This is a genomic window from Leptospira andrefontaineae, assembly GCF_004770105.1.
Lineage (GTDB): Bacteria > Spirochaetota > Leptospiria > Leptospirales > Leptospiraceae > Leptospira_B > Leptospira_B andrefontaineae.
Window position 1 is genome coordinate 72211 of sequence record NZ_RQEY01000001.1, and the last position, 23325, is coordinate 95535.

23 protein-coding genes are annotated in these 23325 nt (G+C 41.6%); 9 read left to right on the top strand and 14 right to left on the bottom strand.

Translation table 11 applies throughout. From position 1 onward, the window contains the following. Position 1: 1 nt before the first annotated feature. The 9 genes from nuoK to EHO65_RS00395 are packed head-to-tail and all read right to left on the bottom strand — an operon-like array spanning position 2 to position 6458. Complete coding sequence (nuoK, locus tag EHO65_RS00355) at positions 2-337, bottom strand: NADH-quinone oxidoreductase subunit NuoK (RefSeq protein ID WP_020768973.1); 336 nt, start codon at positions 335-337, stop codon at positions 2-4. Further along, positions 334-945: an NADH-quinone oxidoreductase subunit J family protein gene (locus tag EHO65_RS00360; RefSeq protein ID WP_135772278.1), complete on the bottom strand. Its 612-nt coding sequence runs from the start codon at positions 943-945 to the stop codon at positions 334-336. The genes nuoK and EHO65_RS00360 overlap by 4 nt, the downstream gene beginning before the upstream one ends. Then, on the bottom strand, positions 939-1997 hold the full coding sequence (gene nuoH, locus EHO65_RS00365) for an NADH-quinone oxidoreductase subunit NuoH (protein WP_135772279.1): 1059 nt from the start codon (positions 1995-1997) through the stop codon (positions 939-941). Before nuoH ends, EHO65_RS00360 begins: the two co-directional genes overlap by 7 nt. Before the next feature lie 3 nt (positions 1998-2000). Further along, the gene (gene nuoF / locus EHO65_RS00370) at positions 2001-3296 is read right to left on the bottom strand and encodes an NADH-quinone oxidoreductase subunit NuoF (protein ID WP_135772280.1); all 1296 of its coding nucleotides are present in this window, start codon (positions 3294-3296) and stop codon (positions 2001-2003) included. 11 nt (positions 3297-3307) lie between these two features. After that, entirely contained in the window at positions 3308-3787 is a 480-nt protein-coding gene (locus tag EHO65_RS00375; protein ID WP_135772281.1) for an NADH-quinone oxidoreductase subunit NuoE family protein, read from the bottom strand. After that, positions 3787-5001 (bottom strand): NADH-quinone oxidoreductase subunit D, encoded by a 1215-nt coding sequence (locus EHO65_RS00380; RefSeq protein ID WP_135772470.1) that lies wholly within the window; start codon positions 4999-5001, stop codon positions 3787-3789. Before EHO65_RS00380 ends, EHO65_RS00375 begins: the two co-directional genes overlap by 1 nt. A gap of 10 nt (positions 5002-5011) precedes the next feature. Continuing rightward, positions 5012-5533 (bottom strand): NADH-quinone oxidoreductase subunit C, encoded by a 522-nt coding sequence (locus tag EHO65_RS00385; RefSeq protein ID WP_135772282.1) that lies wholly within the window; start codon positions 5531-5533, stop codon positions 5012-5014. Further along, positions 5530-6090, bottom strand: a complete 561-nt coding sequence (locus EHO65_RS00390; RefSeq protein WP_100705410.1) for an NADH-quinone oxidoreductase subunit B — start codon at positions 6088-6090, stop codon at positions 5530-5532. The genes EHO65_RS00385 and EHO65_RS00390 overlap by 4 nt, the downstream gene beginning before the upstream one ends. Further along, on the bottom strand, positions 6081-6458 hold the full coding sequence (locus EHO65_RS00395; RefSeq protein ID WP_036089115.1) for an NADH-quinone oxidoreductase subunit A: 378 nt from the start codon (positions 6456-6458) through the stop codon (positions 6081-6083). The genes EHO65_RS00390 and EHO65_RS00395 overlap by 10 nt, the downstream gene beginning before the upstream one ends. Positions 6459-6930: 472 nt before the next feature. Between EHO65_RS00395 and EHO65_RS00400 the strand changes: the two genes are divergently transcribed. Continuing rightward, positions 6931-7395 (top strand): MaoC family dehydratase, encoded by a 465-nt coding sequence (locus tag EHO65_RS00400; protein WP_008594866.1) that lies wholly within the window; start codon positions 6931-6933, stop codon positions 7393-7395. Positions 7396-7413: 18 nt separating this feature from the next. Next, positions 7414-7839, top strand: coding sequence for a MarR family winged helix-turn-helix transcriptional regulator (locus EHO65_RS00405; protein ID WP_008594860.1), 426 nt, complete (start codon positions 7414-7416; stop codon positions 7837-7839). 6 nt (positions 7840-7845) lie between these two features. On the opposite strand, the gene EHO65_RS00410 is transcribed toward EHO65_RS00405, so the two are convergent. Both EHO65_RS00410 and EHO65_RS00415 read right to left on the bottom strand, forming a co-directional pair. Further along, positions 7846-9558, bottom strand: a complete 1713-nt coding sequence (locus EHO65_RS00410; RefSeq protein ID WP_135772283.1) for an HsdM family class I SAM-dependent methyltransferase — start codon at positions 9556-9558, stop codon at positions 7846-7848. Between the two features lie 147 nt (positions 9559-9705). Further along, positions 9706-10674 carry an ankyrin repeat domain-containing protein gene (locus EHO65_RS00415; RefSeq protein WP_135772284.1) on the bottom strand — a complete coding sequence of 323 codons (969 nt, stop codon included), beginning with the start codon at positions 10672-10674 and terminating at the stop codon, positions 9706-9708. A 208-nt stretch (positions 10675-10882) separates the two neighbouring features. Here EHO65_RS00415 and EHO65_RS00420 point away from each other — a divergent pair, with 208 nt between their 5' ends. From EHO65_RS00420 to ileS, 5 genes are all read left to right on the top strand, one after another. Then, positions 10883-12373, top strand: a complete 1491-nt coding sequence (locus EHO65_RS00420) for an amidase (protein ID WP_135772285.1) — start codon at positions 10883-10885, stop codon at positions 12371-12373. Positions 12374-12470: 97 nt separating this feature from the next. Continuing rightward, positions 12471-12950 carry a flavin reductase family protein gene (locus tag EHO65_RS00425; RefSeq protein WP_135772286.1) on the top strand — a complete coding sequence of 160 codons (480 nt, stop codon included), beginning with the start codon at positions 12471-12473 and terminating at the stop codon, positions 12948-12950. Positions 12951-13020: 70 nt separating this feature from the next. Then, positions 13021-15252 carry a phosphoribosylformylglycinamidine synthase subunit PurL gene (gene purL, locus EHO65_RS00430; protein ID WP_135772287.1) on the top strand — a complete coding sequence of 744 codons (2232 nt, stop codon included), beginning with the start codon at positions 13021-13023 and terminating at the stop codon, positions 15250-15252. Next, positions 15249-15893, top strand: coding sequence for a leucine-rich repeat domain-containing protein (locus EHO65_RS00435; RefSeq protein ID WP_135772288.1), 645 nt, complete (start codon positions 15249-15251; stop codon positions 15891-15893). Before purL ends, EHO65_RS00435 begins: the two co-directional genes overlap by 4 nt. 3 nt (positions 15894-15896) lie before the next feature. Then, positions 15897-18635: an isoleucine--tRNA ligase gene (ileS, locus tag EHO65_RS00440; RefSeq protein WP_135772289.1), complete on the top strand. Its 2739-nt coding sequence runs from the start codon at positions 15897-15899 to the stop codon at positions 18633-18635. Between the two features lie 35 nt (positions 18636-18670). Here ileS and EHO65_RS00445 read toward each other — a convergent pair whose 3' ends face one another. The 3 genes from EHO65_RS00445 to EHO65_RS00455 form a co-directional block, all read right to left on the bottom strand. Beyond that, complete coding sequence (locus tag EHO65_RS00445; RefSeq protein ID WP_135772290.1) at positions 18671-19357, bottom strand: DUF1003 domain-containing protein; 687 nt, start codon at positions 19355-19357, stop codon at positions 18671-18673. Between the two features lie 18 nt (positions 19358-19375). After that, positions 19376-20119, bottom strand: a complete 744-nt coding sequence (locus EHO65_RS00450; protein ID WP_135772291.1) for an LA_1326/LA_4305 family lipoprotein — start codon at positions 20117-20119, stop codon at positions 19376-19378. 61 nt (positions 20120-20180) lie between these two features. Next, the gene (locus tag EHO65_RS00455) at positions 20181-20543 is read right to left on the bottom strand and encodes an STAS domain-containing protein (RefSeq protein ID WP_100724141.1); all 363 of its coding nucleotides are present in this window, start codon (positions 20541-20543) and stop codon (positions 20181-20183) included. A gap of 113 nt (positions 20544-20656) precedes the next feature. On the opposite strand from EHO65_RS00455, the gene EHO65_RS00460 reads away from it, so the two are divergent. Further along, the gene (locus EHO65_RS00460; RefSeq protein WP_135772292.1) at positions 20657-22483 is read left to right on the top strand and encodes a hypothetical protein; all 1827 of its coding nucleotides are present in this window, start codon (positions 20657-20659) and stop codon (positions 22481-22483) included. 21 nt (positions 22484-22504) lie between these two features. After that, complete coding sequence (locus tag EHO65_RS00465; protein ID WP_135772293.1) at positions 22505-23221, top strand: amidohydrolase; 717 nt, start codon at positions 22505-22507, stop codon at positions 23219-23221. The last annotated feature ends 104 nt before the right edge of the window (positions 23222-23325 follow it).

A 23325-nucleotide genomic window follows, 5' to 3' on the forward strand; every position in this document is an offset into this window, starting at 1 on the left:
TTTACCATTTCATTAAATTCATTTCGTCTACGAAACTTGTCTTTTTCTTTCTGTGAATTGCAACCACTAAGGCAAGACCGATCGCAGCTTCCACTGCCGCGATTGCCATCACGAAAAATACCACCACTTCTCCTTGGACCTGATGAAGTGATTTCGAAAAAACGACAAATACCAAATTTACGGAGTTCAACATGAGTTCTATACTCATAAAGATGACTACCGCACTTCTTCTGAATAAAACACCTGCCACACCGATGGAAAAAATAATGCAGGCAAGGATCAGCAGATATTCCACGGGGATTCCCGCAAGAGTTGGTTTCAGAATTCCCGGATTCATGGCTCCCCTTCTTCTGTTTTTTTACCTAAATTCTTTTTCCCTAATATAACTGCACCTAGTACGGCGGCTAAAAGTAATATGGAAACGATTTCAAAAGGAAGAAGATAATCCAAGAACATGGAACTTCCTACTACAGCAGTATTTCCTTCTGCGATCACACCCGCTTTTCCTTCTGCCGATTTGGATAATGTATATTCGTAAGAACCTGACTCAGAATATCCAGTAGGGGAAGAATCCGTGTTCGGAATACCTTCCCTCACGGAATGAATAAGCACAACTGCAAGCAACACAACCACGGAAAGAACCAGGACTTTTTTGATCGGATGATTCCAAAGTTTCGCAATCCCTTCGTCATGCAAAGAAAGAAGCATCAAAACGAAAACTACAAGCACCATAATAGCACCTGCATAGACCAAAACCTGCATGGTAGCCACGAAAACGGAACCTATGACCGCATAAATTCCGGCTAACGCGAAAAAGGAAAGTACAAGTAAAACTGCTGAGCTGATCGGATTCGGATGAAATACGACTCCTAAGGCCCCGGCAACCAATACTCCACTAAATATAAAAAAGAGCAGAAGCTGAGGATTATCGAATATTCCTACCATTTCCAGAAACCGTCCAAACCAACGTAAACGCTCGCGATCAGAATATTCGCCACTGCCCAAGGGATCATTTTTTTCCAGCCAATTGTCATTAGCTGATCGTATCTGAATCTAGGTAGGGTCCATCTCACCCACATGAATAAAAATGCGAAGAATAAAACCTTAACGGTAAAGAAACCGAGTCCTGCCCATGCCTGCCAAATAGAACCGCTTAACAAGCCGAAAGGAAGATGATATCCTCCAAAGAACAGAATGGTGACCACACAACTCATAGTGATCATATTCATGTATTCCGCAATGAAGAATAACGCAAATTTAAACGCACCGTATTCCGTATGGAAGCCTACTACTAATTCGGATTCCGCTTCTGCCAAATCGAAAGGAAGTCGATTTGTCTCCGCAAACATTGCTACTACGAAAACTGAAAATGCGATAAAACCCGGAAGTTTGAAGATATTCCAAAGACCTACTTGCGCATCATTGATATCGGTGAGCTTTAAAGATCCGGTCAAGATCACGATAGCCGCAACAGAAAGACCGAGAGGTAACTCATAACTGATCATCTGAGCCGTAGCACGGATCCCACCGATCAAAGAATATTTATTATTACTGGACCAACCTGCTAAGATAATTCCGTAAACGGAAAGACTGGAAATAGCAAATAAAAACAAGATCCCAGTATCAGGATTTGCGATCTGAAGATCCAAATATGGAGAACCGATCTCTTTCGCAAGCCATTCAGGTAACATCACGGTCCCACCCAAAGGAACTACAGCCCAAGCCATGATCGCACAAGTCATAGAGATCGCAGGCGCGATCAGATACATGACCCTGTTCACATTCTGAGGGAAGATCTCTTCTTTTGTTAAGAATTTGATCCCATCGGCCAATGGTTGTAATAAACCCAGAGGACCAGCGCGATTCGGGCCTTTTCTGTCCTGGATAAACCCAGCTACTTTACGTTCTGCTAATGTATAGTAGGCACAAGCAGTGATGAACACCAAGAAAAAAAGTGCACTTTTCAATAACCAGAGTAGAACAATATTCCAATCCATGGTTCAGACTCCCGTCTGTGCAGGAATTTGTTCTTCTTTGCCTGCTTTGTCTTTTAATCTGGCTTCGAATTCATGTTTGAACTTTAAGATAGTAGGTCGAACCGCTCCCACACATGCGTCGGAAAGAGGACAGATAGTAGTTCCACCTTCCATGTTTCGAGCTAAAGAAAGAATTAGATCCAAGTCCGCACTTGTTCCCTCTCCTTCTCTGATCTTGTGCAGTAGGTCCCTCACCCAATGAGTACCTTCTCTGCAAGGAGTACATTGACCGCAGGATTCATGAGCGTAGAATCTTGCAAATCTGTAAGTGGTTTCCACCAAGTCAGTGCCTTCTCCGATGACAATTACCGCACCGGAACCAAGCATTGTCTTATGAGCCGCCATGGATTCGAAATCCATATTTGCGGTTTTACATTCTTCTGCAGTTAGAATAGGAACAGAAGAACCGCCTGGGATCACCGCTTTTAACGGAACATCGTCCAACATTCCGCCACAAAGATCATTCACTAATTCTAATAAAGGAGTTCCTAATTCTATCTCGTATACTCCAGGTCTTTTTACATGACCGGAAACGGAGAATAAACGAGTGCCAGGAGATTTTTCAGTACCTATCTTAGAATACCAATCTGCACCCTTGTCCAAAATATGTGGAACTGTGGAAAAAGTTTCCACGTTATTCACCACTGTAGGACAACGATATAGACCTGAAACAGCGGGGAATGGAGGTTTTAATCTTGGGTGGCCCCTACGACCTTCCAAAGAATTGATGAGAGCGGTCTCTTCTCCACAGATATAAGCACCTGCTCCTGCGTATAATACCAGATCAAAATCAAATCCGCTGCCTAGGATATTTTTTCCCAGGTATCCTTTTGCGTAGGCCTCGTCGATTGCCTTTTGCATGGAGTCGATCCCTTTATTGAACTCTCCACGGATATAAAAAAATCCTTTGTTTGCGCCGATGGCTTTTGCACCGATTACCATTCCCTCGATGATCTGGTGAGGAAGGTTCTCGATCAGTTTACGATCTTTGAATGTTCCGGGCTCTCCCTCGTCCGCATTACAGATCAAATATTTGGGTTTTGGAATATCCTTAGGAATAAAAGACCATTTCAGTCCCGTAGGGAAACCTGCTCCCCCTCTTCCTCTTAAACCCGATTTTTTAACGATCTCAATAATTTCTTCCGGCGCGATAGACAAAGCCTTTTTCATCCCGTCATAACCGTGAACTGATTCGTAAAATTCCAATTCGTTGGAACGGGGATCGTCTATAAATTTAGTGAGGATTTTCATTTCTGCCATAACGTTTCCCCTTAGGTCAAATCCTTCAGGATCTCATCCATTTTTTCGAACGTTAGATTTTCATAATATGCATCATTGATCTGGACCATAGGAGCGTATCCGCATGCACCCAGACATTCCACTTCTTCCAAAGTGAATTTTTTATCTGGGGTTGTTTCTCCGAGTTCGATTCCCAAACGAGAGCAAATATGTTTTTCGAGTTTATCATTCCCTCTCATATAACAAGAAGAAGTTCCGCAAATCTGGATATGATACTTGCCCACGGGTTTTTTATTGTATAAGGTATAGAATGTTGCGACCCCATACACTTGAGCGAGAGAAATTGGAGAACCGATCTTATCGGCAAGTGCCTCCATTCCTTCTCTATCCACAAAACCTCGTTCTTTTTGCAGGAGATACAACCCCGGGAGGATCACACTCCTTTTATCCGGGAACATCTCCAATAGTTTGTCTAGTCTTGCAACCGATTGGGAAGAAAATTGATAACTCATCAGCAGTCCAACTCCCCTGCGATCACATTCATAGAACTCATTGTAGCGACCGTATCCGCAAGAAGTGAACCTTTAACTAATTCAGGGAAAGATTGATAAAACCAGAAACATGGCCTACGAACATGCACTCTCCAAGGAGATTTCTCCCCTTCGGAAACGATATAAAATCCGAGCTCGCCGTTAGCTGCCTCGGTTGCCATATAATATTCTCCCTTAGGAACTTTGATACCATGCATGATCAATTTGAAATGGTAGATCAACTCTTCCATATTCTTATAAACCTTACTCTTATCAGGAAGATAAATATGAGGAATATCAGCATGATGAGCACCGGTTGGAAGACCATTGATTAACTGCTCTACAATTCGAAGAGATTGTCTCATCTCTTCCATACGAACAAGAGTCCTATGAAGAACCGAACCGTCCTCTCCCACGGGAATATCAAAATCCACCTTATCATAGAACATATAAGGATCATCCTTACGAATATCCCAAGGAACTCCTGCGGCTCTTAAGTTAGGACCGGAATAACCGTAAGAGATAGCATCTTCTGCGGAGATACCTCCCACACCTTCCGTTCTATCCATAAAGATCCTATTATTTACTAATAAAGATTGGAACTCTTCTATCGCAGGACGAAGACCTTTGATAATTGTCTTCACATCCTTTTCGAATTCAGGATAAATATCTTTTTCGAGTCCACCAACTCTGCAGAATGTAGTGGTAAGTCTTGCACCTGTAAGTTTTTCCAGAACCTGATAGATATTCTCTCTATGATGGAATAAATGTAACATCCCGGAGAATGCACCAAGATCCACACCCAGGATCCCATTGCAGATAATATGATCCATCACACGAGAAAGTTCGGACACGATCATTCGAACGTAAGTCACCTTATCCGGAACTTCTATTTGGAGCATTTTTTCTACAGCAAGTATCCATCCGATATTATTCAAAGGAGTGGATACGTAATTCATTCTGTCCGTGCAGACTAAGAATTGATTATAAGTATAACGTTCTCCTAATTTTTCGAAACTGCGATGCACATAACCAATCACAGATTCTGCATCCACCACTCTTTCTCCATCTAGTTGGATCACATTCTGTAAGATCCCATGAGTAGAAGGGTGAGAAGGTCCCAGGTTGACGAGCAGATGTCCTTCCGGGAGTTTTTTCTGTTTGAGACTGAAATGTTCCGCGGTTTTTTCATACATCGCTGTCATCTTAAGCCTCCATATCTTCTTTTAAGTGGATGGTGAGAAGGTCTTCTACCAGATAATCCTGACCGAAACCTTCTAGAGGATAATCTTTTCTTAATGGATGGCCTTGGAAATTATCAGGCATGATAAGGCGATCCATTCTAGGATGGCCCGCAAAACGAATGCCAAATAGATCGTAAACTTCTCTCTCCGGCCAATTCGCACCCTTAAAAATACTTATGATACTTGGGACTTGTTCATCTTCTTCCAATGCTACGCGAAATTGTACTCTTGTGGAGGATTTGTTTCCGGAGCGGAGAAGGTAGCAAACTTCGAATCTTGGAGTTTTTTTACCCAACCAATCGATTGCAGTCAGATCATTCAGATAATTCAGTTCAATCCCAGGCGCTGTTTTTAAAGCGGAAAGAACAGTAGCAATTCCTTCCGGTTTTAAGAAGAATGTAGGAAGATTGGTAAGTATTTCTTCTTCCTTGGAGATAAAATGAGGGAATTTGTCTTTTAGGAAACTCTGGATTGTTTCTTTCATTGGACGACCAGGGGTTTGTTTCTTTCGTTCATTTCCCGGATCTTATCCATTACTTCCTGTCTTCTGGCTTCTAGCCCCTGAGTTTTTACTTTTTCCTGAAGTTTGATTACAGCATCCAAAAGTGCTTCCGGTCTAGGAGGACAACCCGGAACATAAAGATCCACAGGTAGTATCCTATCAATTCCCTGCAAAACTGAGTATGCATGGAACATTCCACCGGAAGAAGCGCAGGCTCCGTAACTGATCACAAACTTTGGTTCGGCCAATTGGTCGTAAATTTCACGAAGCACCGGAGCCATTTTATAAGTGATGGTTCCGAGAACGAGGATCATGTCTGCTTGCCTAGGAGAGAAAGAAGGTCTTTCTGCTCCGAACCTAGCGATATCATAATCCGCACAGGCAGTACTCATATATTCTATCCCGCAACATGCAGTCGCAAAAGGATAAGGCCATAAGGAGTAACTTCTTCCCCAATTGATTACGGAATCAACCGTAGCGATCTGAAAAGAATCTCCGTAAGACGATCCGGGTTGAGCGAGTTGTTCGTTTAATCCCATTCTAAGGCCCCCTTCTTCCGAATATAATACAGTCCAACCACGAGGGTGAAAATAAAAACAAACATCTCTATTAGAAGAAAATTCCCGAGTCCCGCCTCTTTGAATGATTTTAAATTCACGGCGTAAGGAAAAAGGAAGATCGCTTCTATATCAAAAAGTATAAAGAGAACGGCGACCAAGTAAAACTTGATATTAAACAATCCCTTTGCATCCCCATAATACGGTACCCCGCACTCGAAAGTGTCATGAGGTTTGGATTTTTTTTTGGGGTTTAGAAGGAACGCGAGTCCGAGTATGAGAGCGGAGAATCCTACTCCCAAGAGGAATTGAATCAGCAGGGGGCCTAAATGGTCCGGCGAACTTCCCATATCTAACTTCTATCAAACGTGATTACTCGTCTATGTCAATCTAAAATCCCGAAAGGGGCCTTTACAAGAGGTCGGAAGACCGGATTCTATCATTTTCGAATTTTACAATTTTCCTTTTTTCGAAATGAGAACGTTTTTCAATACCACAACAAAAAGCAGAACGAACGTTCTATTCTCGTAAAATAACTTTAAGTTTTCGTAAAGTCCTCAACTAAAGAAAATAGCAAGGAATTTCACGCCAAGCCGCTAAGGAAAGAAGGAATCCAAACAGAATCCGACAAATTAATACCGGACCTTCTAAGCTTTGCGCCTTCGCGTGAAAAATAGAAATTTTACAGGTAAACTTTTGCCAAAAACTTTGGGATACGAACAGAACAGTCGTTCTGGTTTTGCATAAAAAGTTGGTGACAAAACTATTTAATACCTTAGGCTATTGGACATATAGAACCGGCATTGACAGGGACAAAATCAAATGGCTAAACTCGTACTCTCCAGCTTCGCAGAACTACAGGCATACGAAGGAAAAGAACTAGGCGTATCCGACGCTCACGAAATCACCCAGGCACAAATCGATACATTCGCAAACGCAACCCTGGACCACCAATGGATCCATACAGATCCGGCAAGAGCCGCTAAAGAATCTCCTTTCGGGACTACAATCGCTCACGGTTATCTTACACTTTCTATGGCTCCTTATCTTTTAAGCCAAATCTTAGAACTAAGAAACATCAAAATGGGAATCAACTACGGAATGGAAAAACTCCGCTTTTTGGATCCTGTGAAGGTGGGTTCCAAACTCAAACTTAGAGCAGAACTGGTAGAACTGAAGGACCTGAGAGGGACCGCAAGAATGACCTTAAAACTTAGCTTCGAAGTAGAAGGTGCTGCAAAACCTGCTGCTATCGGCGAAGTAATCTATCTCTACCAATTCGCCTGATAGGCAAGGTATTCTAAGATGAATCCTCGTACGATTATTTATCTGATTTCTAGGATCAGGGACGAATTCCATAGACGTCTGAATTCGGAACTGAAGGACAAGGGCCTCGGGCAACTAACCACTACCCATGCGGATATTCTATTCGCTCTTGCAATGTCCAAAAGAGTTCCGATGCAGGATATCGCTCGGATGATAGACAGGGACAAATCCACTCTAACTGCTCTTGTGGATAAACTGCAAGATCTAGGTTATGTGGAAAGGGTGAGAGATACTCAAGACCAAAGGGTGGTTAATCTCCAACTTACCCGCAAGGCTTACTCTATCCGACCTGTGATGCTTGGGATCTCCAGATCTTTGCTTGCAGGTCTTTATAAAGGTTTTACTGAACCGGAAAAAAAAGATCTTGTCCGGCTTTTAGATAAACTTTATAAAAATCTAAAGTAGTTATTCTTATAACCCGGTCAAGAATTCAGTCTCAATACTTTTGAGTATTGCTTCTTCTTCCGGGTTTCTGATCCCTTTTTCCCCTTTTTGTCTGCGACCGGGAGTCCAAGGACGGATCATATTCCTGTAATTATGGAGTAATTTTCCGATCTTCTCCTTCTCCGCTTCTTTTAATTTTCTGAAATCAGGCACGAGAAGAGAATTCAGATCTCCTGGTTCTACTTTTCGTAACCCTTGAGCGTATTCTCTAGTTCTAGATTCCAGCTCTTTGCGAACATAAGGAGTGATCAGATACGCAAATAAATATTCTTCGAAATGGGCATACTCAGGTTTTGCGGAAAATCCATGAAAGCAGGTGAGATGAACTGCGGGGCTTTGATTGAACACGAACCGAACTTCTTCCCTATGAAAAGAAGTAGCTAAGATCCTGCAAGGCCCTCTATTCTCCTGAGAATGCCAAGGTTTTCTTTTAGAAGGAAGAAAACGTTTAGGCACACCTCGTTTGATCCCTTCTTCCAGATATTTGTTAATACCTTTTTGCTCATCATTATTCGGAACTTCTTTTGCGTCTAAAAGCCAAACCTTGGCTCCTTGAGACTTCAAAGTATTCCAATCATCTCCGGTAAAAAATGGAGAAAGTGCGTATTGAGCTTTCGGAATAGAAGACCTGAGATAGTTTCGAGGGATAGATAAGTTCGAAGCGTCTTTATCGGATAAAAGAAAATATCCGTTGTCCCCTGTCGCGATTCCTCTCCTAAAACTTCCGAATTCCTTGATAGGGACCCATCCTTGGCGATTATCTTCGGACATAGTCACATAATTATTGTTAGGTGAATTTTTATCATCATTTTTTATATTTTGTACCGGCTCCGAGTCGTCGCTCAATAATCTAGTCCACTTTGCTTCAGCATCGGGACGAATTTTTCTCCAGACCATCTCGGAAAGCTCTATACTTTCTCCTTTAATGAATGATGAGGTCCTTGACCAAAAAAAACCTTCTTCGTTCGTTCTTGAATTTTCCAAGAACAGTATACAAGAAGAAGTCACAGCTCCAGTGAACAAGGACCAGGAAGAATCTAAGATAAGTATACGACGAAGGTATCCTGATTGAATGATCGCTTTTTTTATCGGAACTCCGTATCCTGCATTCAAGAATTCGTAAGGAACAAGTATGGAAGCCCTTCCTTCAGGCCCTAAAAGCCTTAGTATACGAAGTAGGAAGAATACATACAAGTTCGCTGTCCCAGGAATCTCCTCGTTGATGTCCTCCGCGAATTGACGGATCAATTTTTTTCCATGTTTGGAATGGCTGAGACGAAGATAAGGAGGATTACAGAGTATGATATCGTAGTTTTCTTTCTTTTCATTTTGTAGGAAGTCCCCTAACACCAAATGAAAACGATTTTTGGAGATCCCCGCCTTCTCCAAGTTTTGTATACACTTCTCGTGTAGTATCGGATCGATCTCCCAGCCGTGAAATTCACTATCTAATTTTGGGAAATGATCCTGGAATTCTTGGAAAAAAATTCCTTCTCCCGTTCCTGGATCCAAAATTCTAATTTTTTTTCCTTCTAAGACTGCTTTGGTTTCGGAAACCCATTCCAACATAGGACCCACCAAAGCAGAAGGCGTGAAGAATTGTCCTAAAGCTTTCTCTTTGGCTTTAGTATCCGGATTTTCTAGAGGAGGATCAACTTTGTCTTCGCATGGAATGATCATGAAAGAAATTTTCGCCTATATAACGTTGATATGACGACGAATCTACATGACAACCTTACAATTGTTAGAGGTTTTTAGAAAAAAGTATCGTACACCGAAATATCAGTTCGGTATACTCTAAAAACTGTATACTAAGAAGATTTTGTATTATTGTGTCTTGGAGGAAAGTTTTTCGGCTAAAATCCGCTCGATTTCATCGAGATGATATTCTTTTGCCAGATCTAGTACCGTCTTACCTTGGTTATCCGCAAGAGTAAGATCAGATCCGAGTTGGATCAATTTCTGAGCTGCAGAAACATTTTTCCTTTGGATAGCTTCCATGAGAGGAGTTTTTCCTTCTGCGTCTCTATGATTTAGATTTGTTCCAGCCTTAGCTAAAACATCCAAAATTTTCAGGTCTGTTTGTTTGGGCTCTGTAGCATAATGAAATGCATTTCTTGCGCCTATCTGATGAGTTCCATTCGGTGTATGGGAATCCTTCAATCTGCTAGTGAACACAGCTTTAGAACCATTCGCCAACAAATATTCTACAATCGCCAAATTAGAAGGAGAAGCAGATCCTCCTACAGCTAAGAAGAGCGGATATTCTTCAATCCCGCCCGGATCATGATTTGGGTTTGCACCGTTCTCTATTAAAAATTTTACTAAAACAAGGCTTTGGTTCCGGATCGCCATGTTAAGAAGAGAAACCGGTTTTTGGTCTTCACCTTTTCGAGCAGAATATTCCACCAAAGCTCCGGACTCGATCAGTCGTTTTGCCTCGGCCAGATCATCCATATCCGGAATTTTTACTTTTAAGATAGGAAGTAAACGGTAGAATAATACGGAGTTCCCATCCACGTCCTGGGCATTGATATTTGCTCCGTGTTTGATGAGAAACTCAACTACATCCTCACCTTCTGCAAGCATGATCGCAGTACGACCATCGTCATCCTTAGCGTCTATTGTGGCGCCTTGGCCGAGAAGTAACTCTACCTTACGAAGGTCTCCTTCTTTAACAGCGGATAAAAACTGTTTGTCCAGTTCGGTATCGGCCTCAATCGCCAAACTGAATACGAAGACGAGCACAGCCCAGCTTCCGCGTCTAAGTTTGCCGTATTTTGCCAATAAATCCATTATTCTGATCACCGATATTTACCCATCCTGATTTTAGCTGCGATTCTATAAATGAAAATTCCCTTTGGCTGGGGAATATCCTTGACCCTAGTGGGCCAGGCTTTATGCCTCTCTCCCTTAGAGCGTTTTATTCGGTAAATGGTTCCCAGGATTCTGACTTGGATTTGCCACTTCGACCGGGTCCTAAATCCATTCTGGCGGAAGAATTATGAGTACTACAAAATTTCCATTCGATTCTTATGATAGTATCGGCCTCGCTGATCTGATCCGAAAGAAGAAGATCCAACCCAAAGAATTATTAGATTTTTCTGAAGCTAAGATAGATAGATTCAATCCGGAATTAAACGCAGTTGTTTTGAACACGATCGACAAAGCAAGAGAAGAGTTGAGATCCGGTAAGATACCTAAGGGACCCTTTTATGGAGTTCCACTTCTGCTCAAAGACCTATTACACCATGTGAAGGGACAAAAGATCACTTCAGGCTCCAAGGCTTACAAAAATTATATTCCATCGGATGACAGTGTTTTTGTCTCCAGACTTAGAAATGCGGGATTTCTTTTTATAGGCACTACGAATGTTCCTGAATTCGCTTTGATGGGAATTACCGAGCCAAAGTTTCACGGGCCAACTCGAAATCCTTGGGACCCGGAAAGAACTCCAGGAGGTTCTAGCGGTGGAGCAGGAGCAGCGGTTGCATCCGGAATGAGTTCTATTGCAACAGGTTCAGATGGAGGAGGATCCATTCGTATCCCAGCCGCCTACTGCGGATTATTCGGATTAAAACCGACTAGAGGAAGAGTCCCAGTCCGTCCTTACGGAAGAGTTTGGCAAGGAGCTTCTCAGGATCATGTTCTCACTAAATCAGTTAGAGACAGCGCTGCAGTTTTGGACCTAGTCTCAGGTGTTGGAATAGAAGAAGCATTCTCTATGGAGAAAAATAAAACTTCTTATCTTTCAGAAGCGAAGAAGTCTCCAGGCAAACTCAAGATCGCGTATTCATTTGTTTCTCCCATTGGAACTCCGGTCAACCAAGATCATATAGACGCGTTACACGACACAGTAAAGCTCCTAAAATCATTGGGCCATAAACTAGAAGAAAGTTCTCCTCAGGTGGATGGAAAACGTTTAGCAAAAGCATACGTGACCATGTATTTCGGAGAAGTTGCCTCAGAGATCTCTCGCTTAGATAAAGTATTGGGTAGAAAAGCAAAGATGGGGGATGTGGAATCCACTACTTGGATCTTAGGGCTTTTAGGACGATCCATCTCGGCAAGTGAATTTGTATCTGCGATCCGCTATTGGGATGAAGCAGCTTATATCTCAGAATCCTTTTTGCAAAATTATGATCTATATCTTACCCCGACCACTGCGGAACCTCCTGCAAAAATCGGAGAACTTGCACCTAAACTATATGAAGAAATTGCAATGCAGATCATCGGAAGGATTGGAACAGGTAAATTACTCTTAGCCAGCGGTATGGTAGACCAACTCGTAGAAAAAAATCTATCTAGAACTCCTTTTACACAGCTCGCAAATCTAACAGGGCAACCTTCTATGTCAGTTCCACTTTCCAAAACCACTCTTGGTTTACCAATCGGAATGTTATTCACTTCCAAACGAGGAAGAGAAGATGTACTTTTCCGATTGGCTGGACAATTAGAAAAAGAACGACCTTGGGCGGATATTAAAAAGGGCTAGAGAAAACTAAAAGCGGTTGCTTTAGGTCGGTAAAACCGGAAATTTTTTTTTAGATTTCCCACTTTACAAATACTCTTTCCCGAACTATCTACATCCTATGTCTTTCAGTACGGACGAATTTAAAAATTCACTCTCTCATTTTGCCTCCGGGGTAACTGTGGTTACTTTTTCAGACACCACTAGAGCGGGAGGATTGACCGTTAGCAGTTTCAGCTCACTTTCTTTGGATCCACCTTTGGTTCTTTTTAGTCTTCAAAAGAATATAACGAGTCATGATCCATTGCTTGCCTCCGGGCTATTCACGGTGAACATTCTATCTTCCGACCAACAGGAACTTTCCAACCAATTCGCGTCAGGTAAAATAGACAAACATGAACTGATCCAAAAACTAGCCTGCGATCTAGGTCATAACGGAGTGCCTTACTTGAACGGAACATTATCCAGGATAGAATGTGAGCTGGAAAAACAAGTAGATGGGGGAGATCATACTATAGTGATCGGAAGAGTATTATTCGCCGTATCCGATGACTCTAAAAGACCTCTTCTATATTACCGTAGGAACTACTACAATATCTGAAGCCTAAAGGCAGTATTTCCGCCCTAAAATAGTTTTCAGTGGGGGCCAAGTCAGAAAAACTGGCCCTGTAATGGAAAAAGAATCCGTCTCCCTCCAAGACGCTCTCGAACACGGTCTTACTTCAGAAGAATTTAGCAAAATCCAGGAAATCCTAGGCAGACTCCCTAACTCCACAGAACTCGGAATTTTCTCCGCAATGTGGTCGGAGCATTGCTCTTATAAAAATTCTATCCTTCAATTAAAAACTCTTCCTACAAAGTCTGATAAACTTTTGGCCCAAGCGGGTGAAGAGAATGCCGGAGCCATGGATATCGGCCAAGGACTGGCAGTCGTTTTCAAAATAGAAAGTCATAATCACCCTACCGCAGTGGAACCTTACCAAGGAGCAGCCACAGGTGTGGGCGGGATCATGAGAGATATTTTTACAATGGGAGCAAGACCCATAGTATCTTTAAACTCCCTTAGGTTTGGTAATCCAGACGAACCCAGAAATAAATACTTATTATCCAGAGCAGTGAAAGGGATCGGAGATTACGGTAACTCATTAGGGATCGCAGTCTCCGGTGGAGAACTATTCATTGATGAATGTTTTTCCAAGAACCCTTTGGTGAACGCGATGACTGTAGGGATCGTCAGACATGATCAAATGGCAAGTGCAACCACCGGAGGAAAGGTGGGTAACGCAGTATTCATCGTCGGTTCCACCACCGGTAGAGACGGAATACATGGCGCATCCTTTGCTTCTAAAGACCTAACTAAAGAATCTGAGTCCAAACGTTCTGCTGTCCAAGTAGGAGATCCATTTATGGAAAAACTACTGATGGAGGCATCTCTCGAAGCAATCCAGAAAAAACTTTTAATAGGTATCCAGGATATGGGTGCTGCAGGGATTTCCTGTGCTACTTCTGAAATGAGTGCTAAAGGAAAATCAGGAATGAAGATCGATCTGGATCTAGTTCCTTTCCGTGAGACCGGAATGAATGCTTATGAAGCAATGCTTTCCGAAAGCCAAGAAAGAATGTTGGTAATCCCGCAAAAGGGAAAAGAAGAAGAGCTAGTTGCCATATTCAAAAAATGGAATCTAAATGCAGTCCAGATCGGAGAAGTTACCGATACCGGTTTATTAGAAGTTTATAAAGATGGAAATCTTAAAGCTAAGATCCCTGCTGACACTTTAGTTTTAGGAGGAGGTGCTCCTAGATACGTTAGAGAAACAAAACGTCCTGCGTATTTGGATCAAATTTCTTCTTGGACTCCCGATTCTACTCCTGATCTGCAAGAGAATGAAGCGGGCAAAAAACTTCTCAAACTATTAAATTCTTGGAATATATCCTCCAGAAAACCGATCATCGAGCAATACGATACCGAAGTAGGTCTAGTCAAACTGATCGGACCGGGTGCTGACGGAGGATTATCCGCAATCCCTGATACGGATATGGCATTGGCCACTGCAACGGATTGTAATTCCAGATTCACTTACCTGGATCCATATTGGGGAGCTGCACTCGCAGTTTGTGAAGCAGCAAGAAACGTAGCAGTTACAGGCGCAGAACCTTTAGGCGTAACCAATAACTTAAACTTTGCAAATCCTTATATTCCAGAAAACTATTATATGTTTTCCGAATGTGTTCGAGGAATGGGAGATGCTTGTAGGTTCTTAGGACTTCCTGTTACAGGAGGAAACGTTTCCTTCTATAATGAGTCGCCTGAAGGACCGATCTTCCCTACTCCGACTATTGGAATGGTTGGAATTCTGGACAAACAGAAGGAAGCAGTCTGGGGTGCTCCTAAAAAAGCAGGACTTTCGCTAGCGTTAATCGGTAAATTTAACCCTAGCTTAGGCGGAAGTGAATACCAAAAAGTTTTCTTAGGTAAAGTGCAGGGCCAGATCCCTAAATTCGAACTTTCTGACGAAAAATCATTATTAGAAGTTTTAGTTTCTCTTAGAAAGAACGCAGATCTATCGTTCGCCAAAGATCTTTCTTTGGGGGGGATTGGAGTAGCACTTGCGAAAATCGTAATACTCTCCGGGCTCGGAATTAAGGCAGACCTAAGTGCAGTCAAACAATCCAGAAAAGATCTTACACTTTTCGGAGAAAGTTCGGGTTCAGTTCTGATCGGCTATGAAAAAGGAAAAGAGGAAAGTATCAAATCTCATGTTGCTTCTAAAGGTTTGGACTTCCATTCCATCGGAACTGTAGAATCAGAAGCTAAACTCGAGATACAAGGATATGGAATTTCCACCTCTTCGAACGAACTGAAATCGGTTTATGAATCCGGTTTAGAGGAAATTTTCAGATGAGATCCATCCAAAAAATCTTTATCGCCTATTTAATCCTATGTGCTGCTTTTATTATTTCTGATTGCAGACGTCCTGCTTCTGAAATTTTAAACGAGGCTTCTAAAAACCCAGGCTCAGTAGAAAAATTAGATCTGGGACTTGGCAAACTTGGAACAGTTCCCCCCGCTCTATTCAATTTTCCGAACCTAAAATGGTTGGATCTTAGGATGAACGAACTTACTTCTCTTCCTGAAAATGTGGGAGACTGGAGTAATTTAGAACATTTGAATATTTATGGGAACGATATAGAAAAACTTCCAGCATCCGTTTCCAAACTTTCTAAACTCAGATTTTTTTTCGCAGGAAATAACGACTTTATTGGAATTCCTACAGAACTGACAGGAACTTCTATCGAGGCTATTTATTTGGATTCTAATAAAATAGAATTCAAAGAATCAGATATAGATATAGTCATGGGATTCCCTAAATTGGAAGTTTTGGATCTGGCAAGAAATAGAAAGATCGCGTCATTTCCAAAAAACCTCGGATTTTTAGCCAGCCACCCTAAGTTAAGACTATTGATCTTAAAAGAGACAGGATTAAAACCTTCTCAGATAGAATCCGCAAGAAAACTTCTCCCTAAAGTGAAGATAGAATTTTAATCCATGAAAGAAGAAGATAAGAAGAATCCATATTCAAATACCGTAATACTTCCACAAACGGATTTTCCCATGAAGGCAGGGCTTTCCACTAGAGAGCCTGACCAGATCAAAACCTGGCAGTCTGAAAAGATCCTTCGCAAAATGCAGGAAAAAAGAAAGGATCGCCCTCAATTCATTCTTCATGACGGACCTCCCTATGCGAACGGTAACTTTCATACAGGACACGCACTCAATAAGATCTTAAAGGACATGATCGTTAAGTCCAAATTTTTCGCGGGTTACCAAACGGATATGATCCCTGGTTGGGATTGTCACGGTCTTCCTATCGAAGTTCAAGTTCTAAAGAACTTAGGCAAAAAAGCAAAAGAGATCGGCCCGGAAGAATTAAGGAAACTTTGTAGAGAATACGCGGAACAATGGGTCCAAAAACAAGGACAAGACCTTTCTAGATTCTTATGTTTTTGGGAAGAAGGTAAGATCTACAAAACGATGAGCCCCGATTTCGAGGCTAAGATCGTAGAAGTTTTCGGAGATCTATTCGAAAAAGGTTATGTATACCGAGGTAAAAAACCCGTATATTGGTGTATAGAACTTGCGACGGCTCACGCAGAAGCAGAGATAGAATATTATCCTCATAAGTCGCCATCCATCTATGTAAAATTTCCGATCAAAGGACAGGATGGGAAATTCTGCCTGATCTGGACCACTACTCCATGGACTCTTCCTGCAAACCTTGCTATTAGCTTTAATCCTAAATTCGCATATTCATTTTATGCAACTCCGAATGGAGAAGAATTACTCATCGCAGATGGACTGAAAGAAGCAGTAGAAAAAGCTGCAGAAGTCCAGCTCACTAAAAAAGAGTCTGTTTCCCAAGAAACACTTTCTAAAATGATATTCCGACATCCATTCTTAGATCAGGACTCTATTCCCCTTTTTGGAGAACATGTGACTCTGGATGCAGGAACAGGAGCAGTTCACACAGCACCTGGTCACGGGCAAGACGATTATAAGATCGGTTTAGCTGCAGGTTTAGAACCTTATTCTCCTGTGGACGATTACGGTAGATATACTGACGAATTCCCGATGATGAAAGGGATCAAAGTCTGGGATGCAAATCCTAAGATCGTAGAATTACTTAGAGAAAAAAATCTACTCCTTCATTATTCCGAATTTGAACATAGTTATCCTCATAGCTGGAGAAGTAAGAAACCTCTGATCTTCCGTGCGACCCCACAATGGTTTTTCCAAATGGATTACCAACAGCTCAGGGAAAAATCCTTAGAAGCAATCGACAAAGTGAGTTGGATCCCTAACTGGGGAATCACCAGGATCCGTTCTATGGTAGAGACAAGACCTGACTGGTGTCTTTCCAGACAAAGGAACTGGGGAGTTCCAATCCCTGCATTCACTTGCGAAAATTGTAATGAAACTCATTTAGATGCAAAATCCGTAAAATTCTTCACTGATCTAGTGAGAACTAAAGGAATAGAGATCTGGTATAGTGAACCTGCGGATTCTCTTCTTCCTCCCGATACAAAATGTTCCAAATGTGGATCTTCTTCTTTTAGAAAAGGAAAAGATATTTTAGACGTATGGTTCGATTCAGGAGTTTCTAATTTTGCAGTTTTGAATGAAAGAGGCAACGAACCTCCAGCAGATCTGTATTTGGAGGGTTCGGATCAACATAGAGGTTGGTTCCAATCCAGTCTCTGGCCTTCTATGGCTCTAAGGGGAATTCCTCCTTATAAATCAGTCCTGACACATGGATATGTTTTGGATGAACAAGGAAGAGCCATGTCCAAGTCCTTGGGCAATGGAATTGATCCTACCACTGACATCATCAATGTATACGGCGCGGATATACTCAGACTTTGGGTAAGCTCTCAGGACTTTAGGGACGATGTAAGAGTCGGGAAAGACGGACTTAAGATCATCGCAGACAATTACAGAAAGATCCGAAATACATTCAGATATCTTTTAGGAAATTTAGCGGGACATACTTCAGATCAAAATCTGAATATCTCCGATTTGGAAGAAGTAGATAAATACTATCTTTCTAAACTGGCTCAACTCTCTGAAGAACTGAAAAACCATTACGAAAATTATCAGTTCCACCAAGTATATCAGAAACTTCTGTTATTCTGTACCGTAACTCTTTCCCAAGATTATTTCGAAATGATCCGGGATAGAATGTATTGCGACCGAAGAGATTCCAAAACCAGAAGATCTTCCTGCACCGCACTCCAGATCATATTAGAGACTCTTTGTATATATTCCGCTCCGATCTTAAGTTTCACCACTGAAGAAGTTTGGAAAGAGAATGGCAAAAAAGAATCCGTATTTACGGAAGAATTCCCGGATCTTTCTTCTTTAAGAAACAAAGAACTGGAATCTAAGTTCGAAGAAGCATTGACTGCGAGAGAAACAGTTCATAAATCTTTGGAGTTCGCAAGACAGGCCGGCAAATTAGGTAAATCTTTAGAAGCTGCCGTAGAGATCTCTTCTAAAGCGGAAGGCAAACTGCAAAAGGATTTTTCTTTAGAAGTTTTGGAGCTGATCTTCACTGTTTCTCAAGTTAGTTTTGAAAAATCAGGAAGAGAACAATTGTCTGAATATTCGGATGAACATTTTTCAGTTAGAGTTGTAAAACCTAAAGAAGAAGAATGTCCTCGTTGTTGGAGACATCCTGCAGAAGAAAGACATAACGGCCTTTGTAAACGTTGCGCTGCGGCCATTTAAGGCCGTAAGAACGCTGCACAACTCAAAGCTCTACCCTATTTACGATTTCCTAATATTTGCATCATCTGCATCTGGATTTGTTGGATCTCAGTCAATCTTCTCCATTGGTTTTTGAGAATATGATCTATCTTTTCATGAAGATGTCGGATCTCAAGTTCTGCCTTTAGATTGATCTTATAATCCATCTCGGAGCGGGCCCTATCTTTTGCTTCTTGCCTGTTCTGGCTCATCATAATGATAGGAGCTTGGATCGCAGCTAAAGTAGATAAAAGTAAATTAAGTAAAATGAATGGATAAGGGTCGAATCTCCAAATGGAGAAGAATACATTGATGCCGATCCATATCGCCATGGACGTTCCGAACATTAATATAAATGTCCAACTTCCTCCGAAGTCTGCCACCTTATCAGCGACTCTCTGTCCGAAAGTTAGTCCGGATTGAAACGTTTGGTTTAGATCCTCAGAGATCAATTCCTGGTTTTCCAGACTGTTTTTTACTTCTTCTTCCAAAGAACTCAATTCTGAAGTTTCCTTTTGGATCATTCCTTGGATATACTTCATAGTAGCCAGATTCAATTCTCCCAAGGAGACCATCCGGCTACCTTCTTGAAATCTTGGATCTTTTTTGATTAGATCCAAAACCTCAGGATTGATATATTCGAAAGAGATTAAGTCTTTAGGATCCGTAATCGCAGGATTTAAGCAGCAATTTTCTGCATCCATACTCGAATCCTTTCCGGATCAGGGCCTATCGTTTTCGTCGGTGAGCTTGACAGGCTGATATTGCTTTCTTGGGGTGAACTTGTATTTGCTCGGATTTTTCAAATCAAACACTACCCATTTACGCAATGGAAGTCCATCTATCTGCCCGAAGTCCACATTCTCCCCTTCCGCGATCTCAGTTCCGTCAAAACCATGAGCAAGTCTGATCTTCTCAATCCTGGTCCAACGGCTAAAATCTAAGGCTGCATCTCTATCCACAAGCTCACGTTTGACTCGTCCGAATAAAAGATTGATCTTACCTTCTGCCGCCCAAAGGACACAGCTGGTAACCTCGTCAAAAGAGATGACTGATTGTGTGTCATCGTATTTAGAAATGATAAGAAGAAGTTTGTCTTCCGGAAGATTTTTTAGAGTATAAGGAAGGTCTCTTGCAAGTAGATCCAATTCGTGATCGGAAAACACGAAATCAGAAAAGTAACCTACGGAAGAACGTTTAGAATATCTTAAATTTCCAAAATAGTCTTTAATTTTGGCCTGATCCAATTGGACCGGATGTTCCAATTTAATATCTTCATTCTTGGAAGTTTTATCAAAATCAGGTAAATCTGAAATACTGATCGTGAAAAATCCCATCCCCTCGGAGCGGAACATCCGGTCCTTGAAAAAATAAGGATAACATCCAGAGAAACTAAACGCTAAAAAAAGGATCAGGGAAGTACGGAGAGCTTTTCCCTTCATAAGATCTAAAAGTGAAAAATTCATTACAGGACTCTTGCCGAATTGATTCATCTATTTGTTGGAACTTTTTAGAAGAGTTTCCGGTTCATTCTACTGTCAGAAATTCCCGAAAGTCGGGGTATTTCTCCAGAAATTCTTCGATGGTGTACAGATTTACAATTCTATCTAGACCGGAAAGCCTAAAAACGGAATGTAGGGACTTATTTAGCCCGAATATATTTACAGTTCCTTGATGGTCCCGGATCTGATTTCTGACTTTGATGATAATGCCTATCCCGGAAGAGTCGATAAACTTTACGAGACCCAAATGAAAGCTGACTACAGGGGGGTATCCCTCCCGAACGCTGTCCTCGAACTCCAGGTAAAAGTCCCGGGAATTATCCATCAAGATATCCTCCTGGACCGAAAGTACCAGGTGATTTTCTCGGGCGAGACTTTTAAGAATCATGGGAAAATAACAGGCCCAGGAATTCAGAGTATGTCAAGAAATAAGTATCTTTGTTGATTTATTTCGCCAGAAAGCCAAGATACAATCAGAGCGGTTTCCAAGGAATCCAGTCCATGTCCGAATTCGATAAAACAAGAAAAAGTATCGGTGCCAATAACCTAGATGATAAAGCCAGGCGGGAAATGTTCGACAAGTTCCAGTCCGCCGGCGGAAAAGTAGTCTCTGATAAGGATAAAAAAAGGGATGAAGCTCTTCGCAAACAGAAAGAGCAACCCCAAGTCCGTCAAGGTGCAAGAAGCCAAGCCGGAGGAAGAGACCCAAGACAAAACCAATCTTCTCAATCAGGAAGATCTTCCGTAAAACAGGTACCTTCTAAACCGAATCCAATTATGGATCGTAAGGCATTAGAAGATGAGATGGGAAATTTTTTCAATCGTATGGCGGTCCGATTCAAATGTTGGATCTCCCGCGTAACGTCATTTTCTTCCAGTGACCTTCTTCCTGCTTTTATGTCCGAGCTGAATATCGCCGGAAAAAAAGCTCTTTTAGAAATGAACTTTGTGGGTAACGACCTATTAGGAAACCCCGCTTACGCTTCTAAGATCGCTAAGGAACTAGACGGACAAAATCCTCTCTATATAGAACTTCTTGGCAGAATGCACAAAGCCTATGATAGTACGGAGTTAAACCAGCTTTTAGAAGGGCATAACGCGGCTCCGGATCTCCCAGTGTCCGTCTCTAGAGTGAGACAACCTCTCTATTCTATATTCAAAAAACTGTATTATATGTATCCATTCCAAGGTTCTTACGTGAAAGCGGTGACTTTGGGCTACCAGTCTTTGGAAAAATTAGAAGGTAAACCTGCCACAGTTTATAATACTAAAAGAAAAAGAGCCCTTCAGGAATTCGACGTTCTATACGGGACTATTTTTGATAAGCTCTATCTTGCAATTCTTAGAAGTGAGGACAAAAATATCCCACTTTTAAGCACTTATATGGAGAATGTTCTCGGAATTCTTCCAGAAGAAAAACTCGGCCAAAGAAAACAAGGAGAAGAGTTAGACGAAATCTCCGGCGGAGTTCATCCTGAAGAGGAAGATACCGAAGAAGCTCCGGAAGAAAAACCCGTAGATCCGGAAGAAGGCCTTAGTAAAGAGCTAAAATACGGCCTAAAACTAATGAGATCCTTACCTTTGGATCAATTAAGAAAACGTCATGATGCCAGAGGAGAACACGATATCATTCCAGCAGGCGACAAGGCATTCTTAACCTGGTTATTTTTCAGGGAGTTCGACGAAGAATATTCCTTCGTAATGACTACCAAGAAGATTGATCTAAAACCTACGATCGTGGGCGGATCCAAAATGGATTACCGGGAAAAACTGATCGATCTTTATGAGACAACAAGAGGGATCCATGAACAATTCAGGATCTACGACCAGTATTATAAAGAACTGGAAAACCATCTCAAAAATCCTGGCGCAAATTATATTGAGGCTTCCAAAAAAACTTCTGCCCTGGAGACCAAAAGAAGTCAACAATCGCGTAACGTAAGAGTTACCGCTAAGGACTTTTTTCAGAAGGGAGCGGAACTTCTTTCCAAATTGATCGCGGATATGAAAGGCAAAAAAGAGATCGTGACCAATATGGAAACTTTAATGACTTTCGATCTGATGGAATCCAAAAAGAGATTGAATAAGAAACCTATAAAGCAGTGTATTATGGAATCTTATTGTTATGCTCTGGCGTTTTCTGAACGTTTGGAAAACGGAGATCTTTTCGGCGGAGTTCCTGAACTTTCAGCAGAAGAGATGGAAAAAGAATTCGGTATCAAGGCTGCAAGCGCTGCTCCTGAAGCGGAAATTTTAAGTCCTGGTGGCGAGTCCGGCGACGGAGAAGACGATAGTTTCGGTGTGGACCCTTCCATACTTTCCGATTAAATTCAAAGTCGCAGGTAAAGAGTGACCTCAGTAAAAATTACCCTTTTCCAAAAGGATCTATCCCAACCCGTTTCTCCTGAACAAAGAACCAAACTTTCTAAGGAAAAATCGGACTTCCTCATCCTACCATTATATTTCCCAGGAGGAGGAAATGGTTCTCCGGAATCATTGGCTTCCCGCGCTAAAACTTTTTTAGATGAGATCTTCGCGATCTCGGAAGTTTATAAAGGTGCGATCTTTGGCGGAGGAATGTTTCGTAGAGACGATGAGGGTAAATTAAGATTCTCCATTCCAATTGTGCAAAATATAGTATTAGTTGATTGGTACGATGTAAAAGGATTATCTTCCGAAGATTCTCCGGCAATCCCAGGTTCGGGAGAAGATTCTCTGATCCTAGGAGGATTTCGTTTTGGGATCTTTGCAGGCAAAGAGATCCAGGATAAATCTAAGTTGGAAAAATTAAAATCCGATAGGATTAATTTAGCATTTCATTTAGATTCTGTTTCGGATAACGGTACGAACTATTCCCAAGATCTAAAAAATTACGCGGATCTTTCCTCTCAGTACGGAATGTTTTTGGTACGTAGTTCCGGATATGGCATTCCTTTCGGTAAAAAGAGGATAGGAAGAAGTTTACTTTCCACTCCAACAGGAGTCACTTGGAAAGTGGCGGAAACCGAACAAGAAAAAGAAATTATCAAAACAGTTAATATAAACGGTATCAACGGTTTATTTTAATCAGATCGATCGATAGCCGACTTTGTGACAAAGAGTCGGATTAGTTTTATTTCTAAAAGTCTTTTTATCCTTGCCAACCGGAGGCATAATTCTATTCTCTCTGC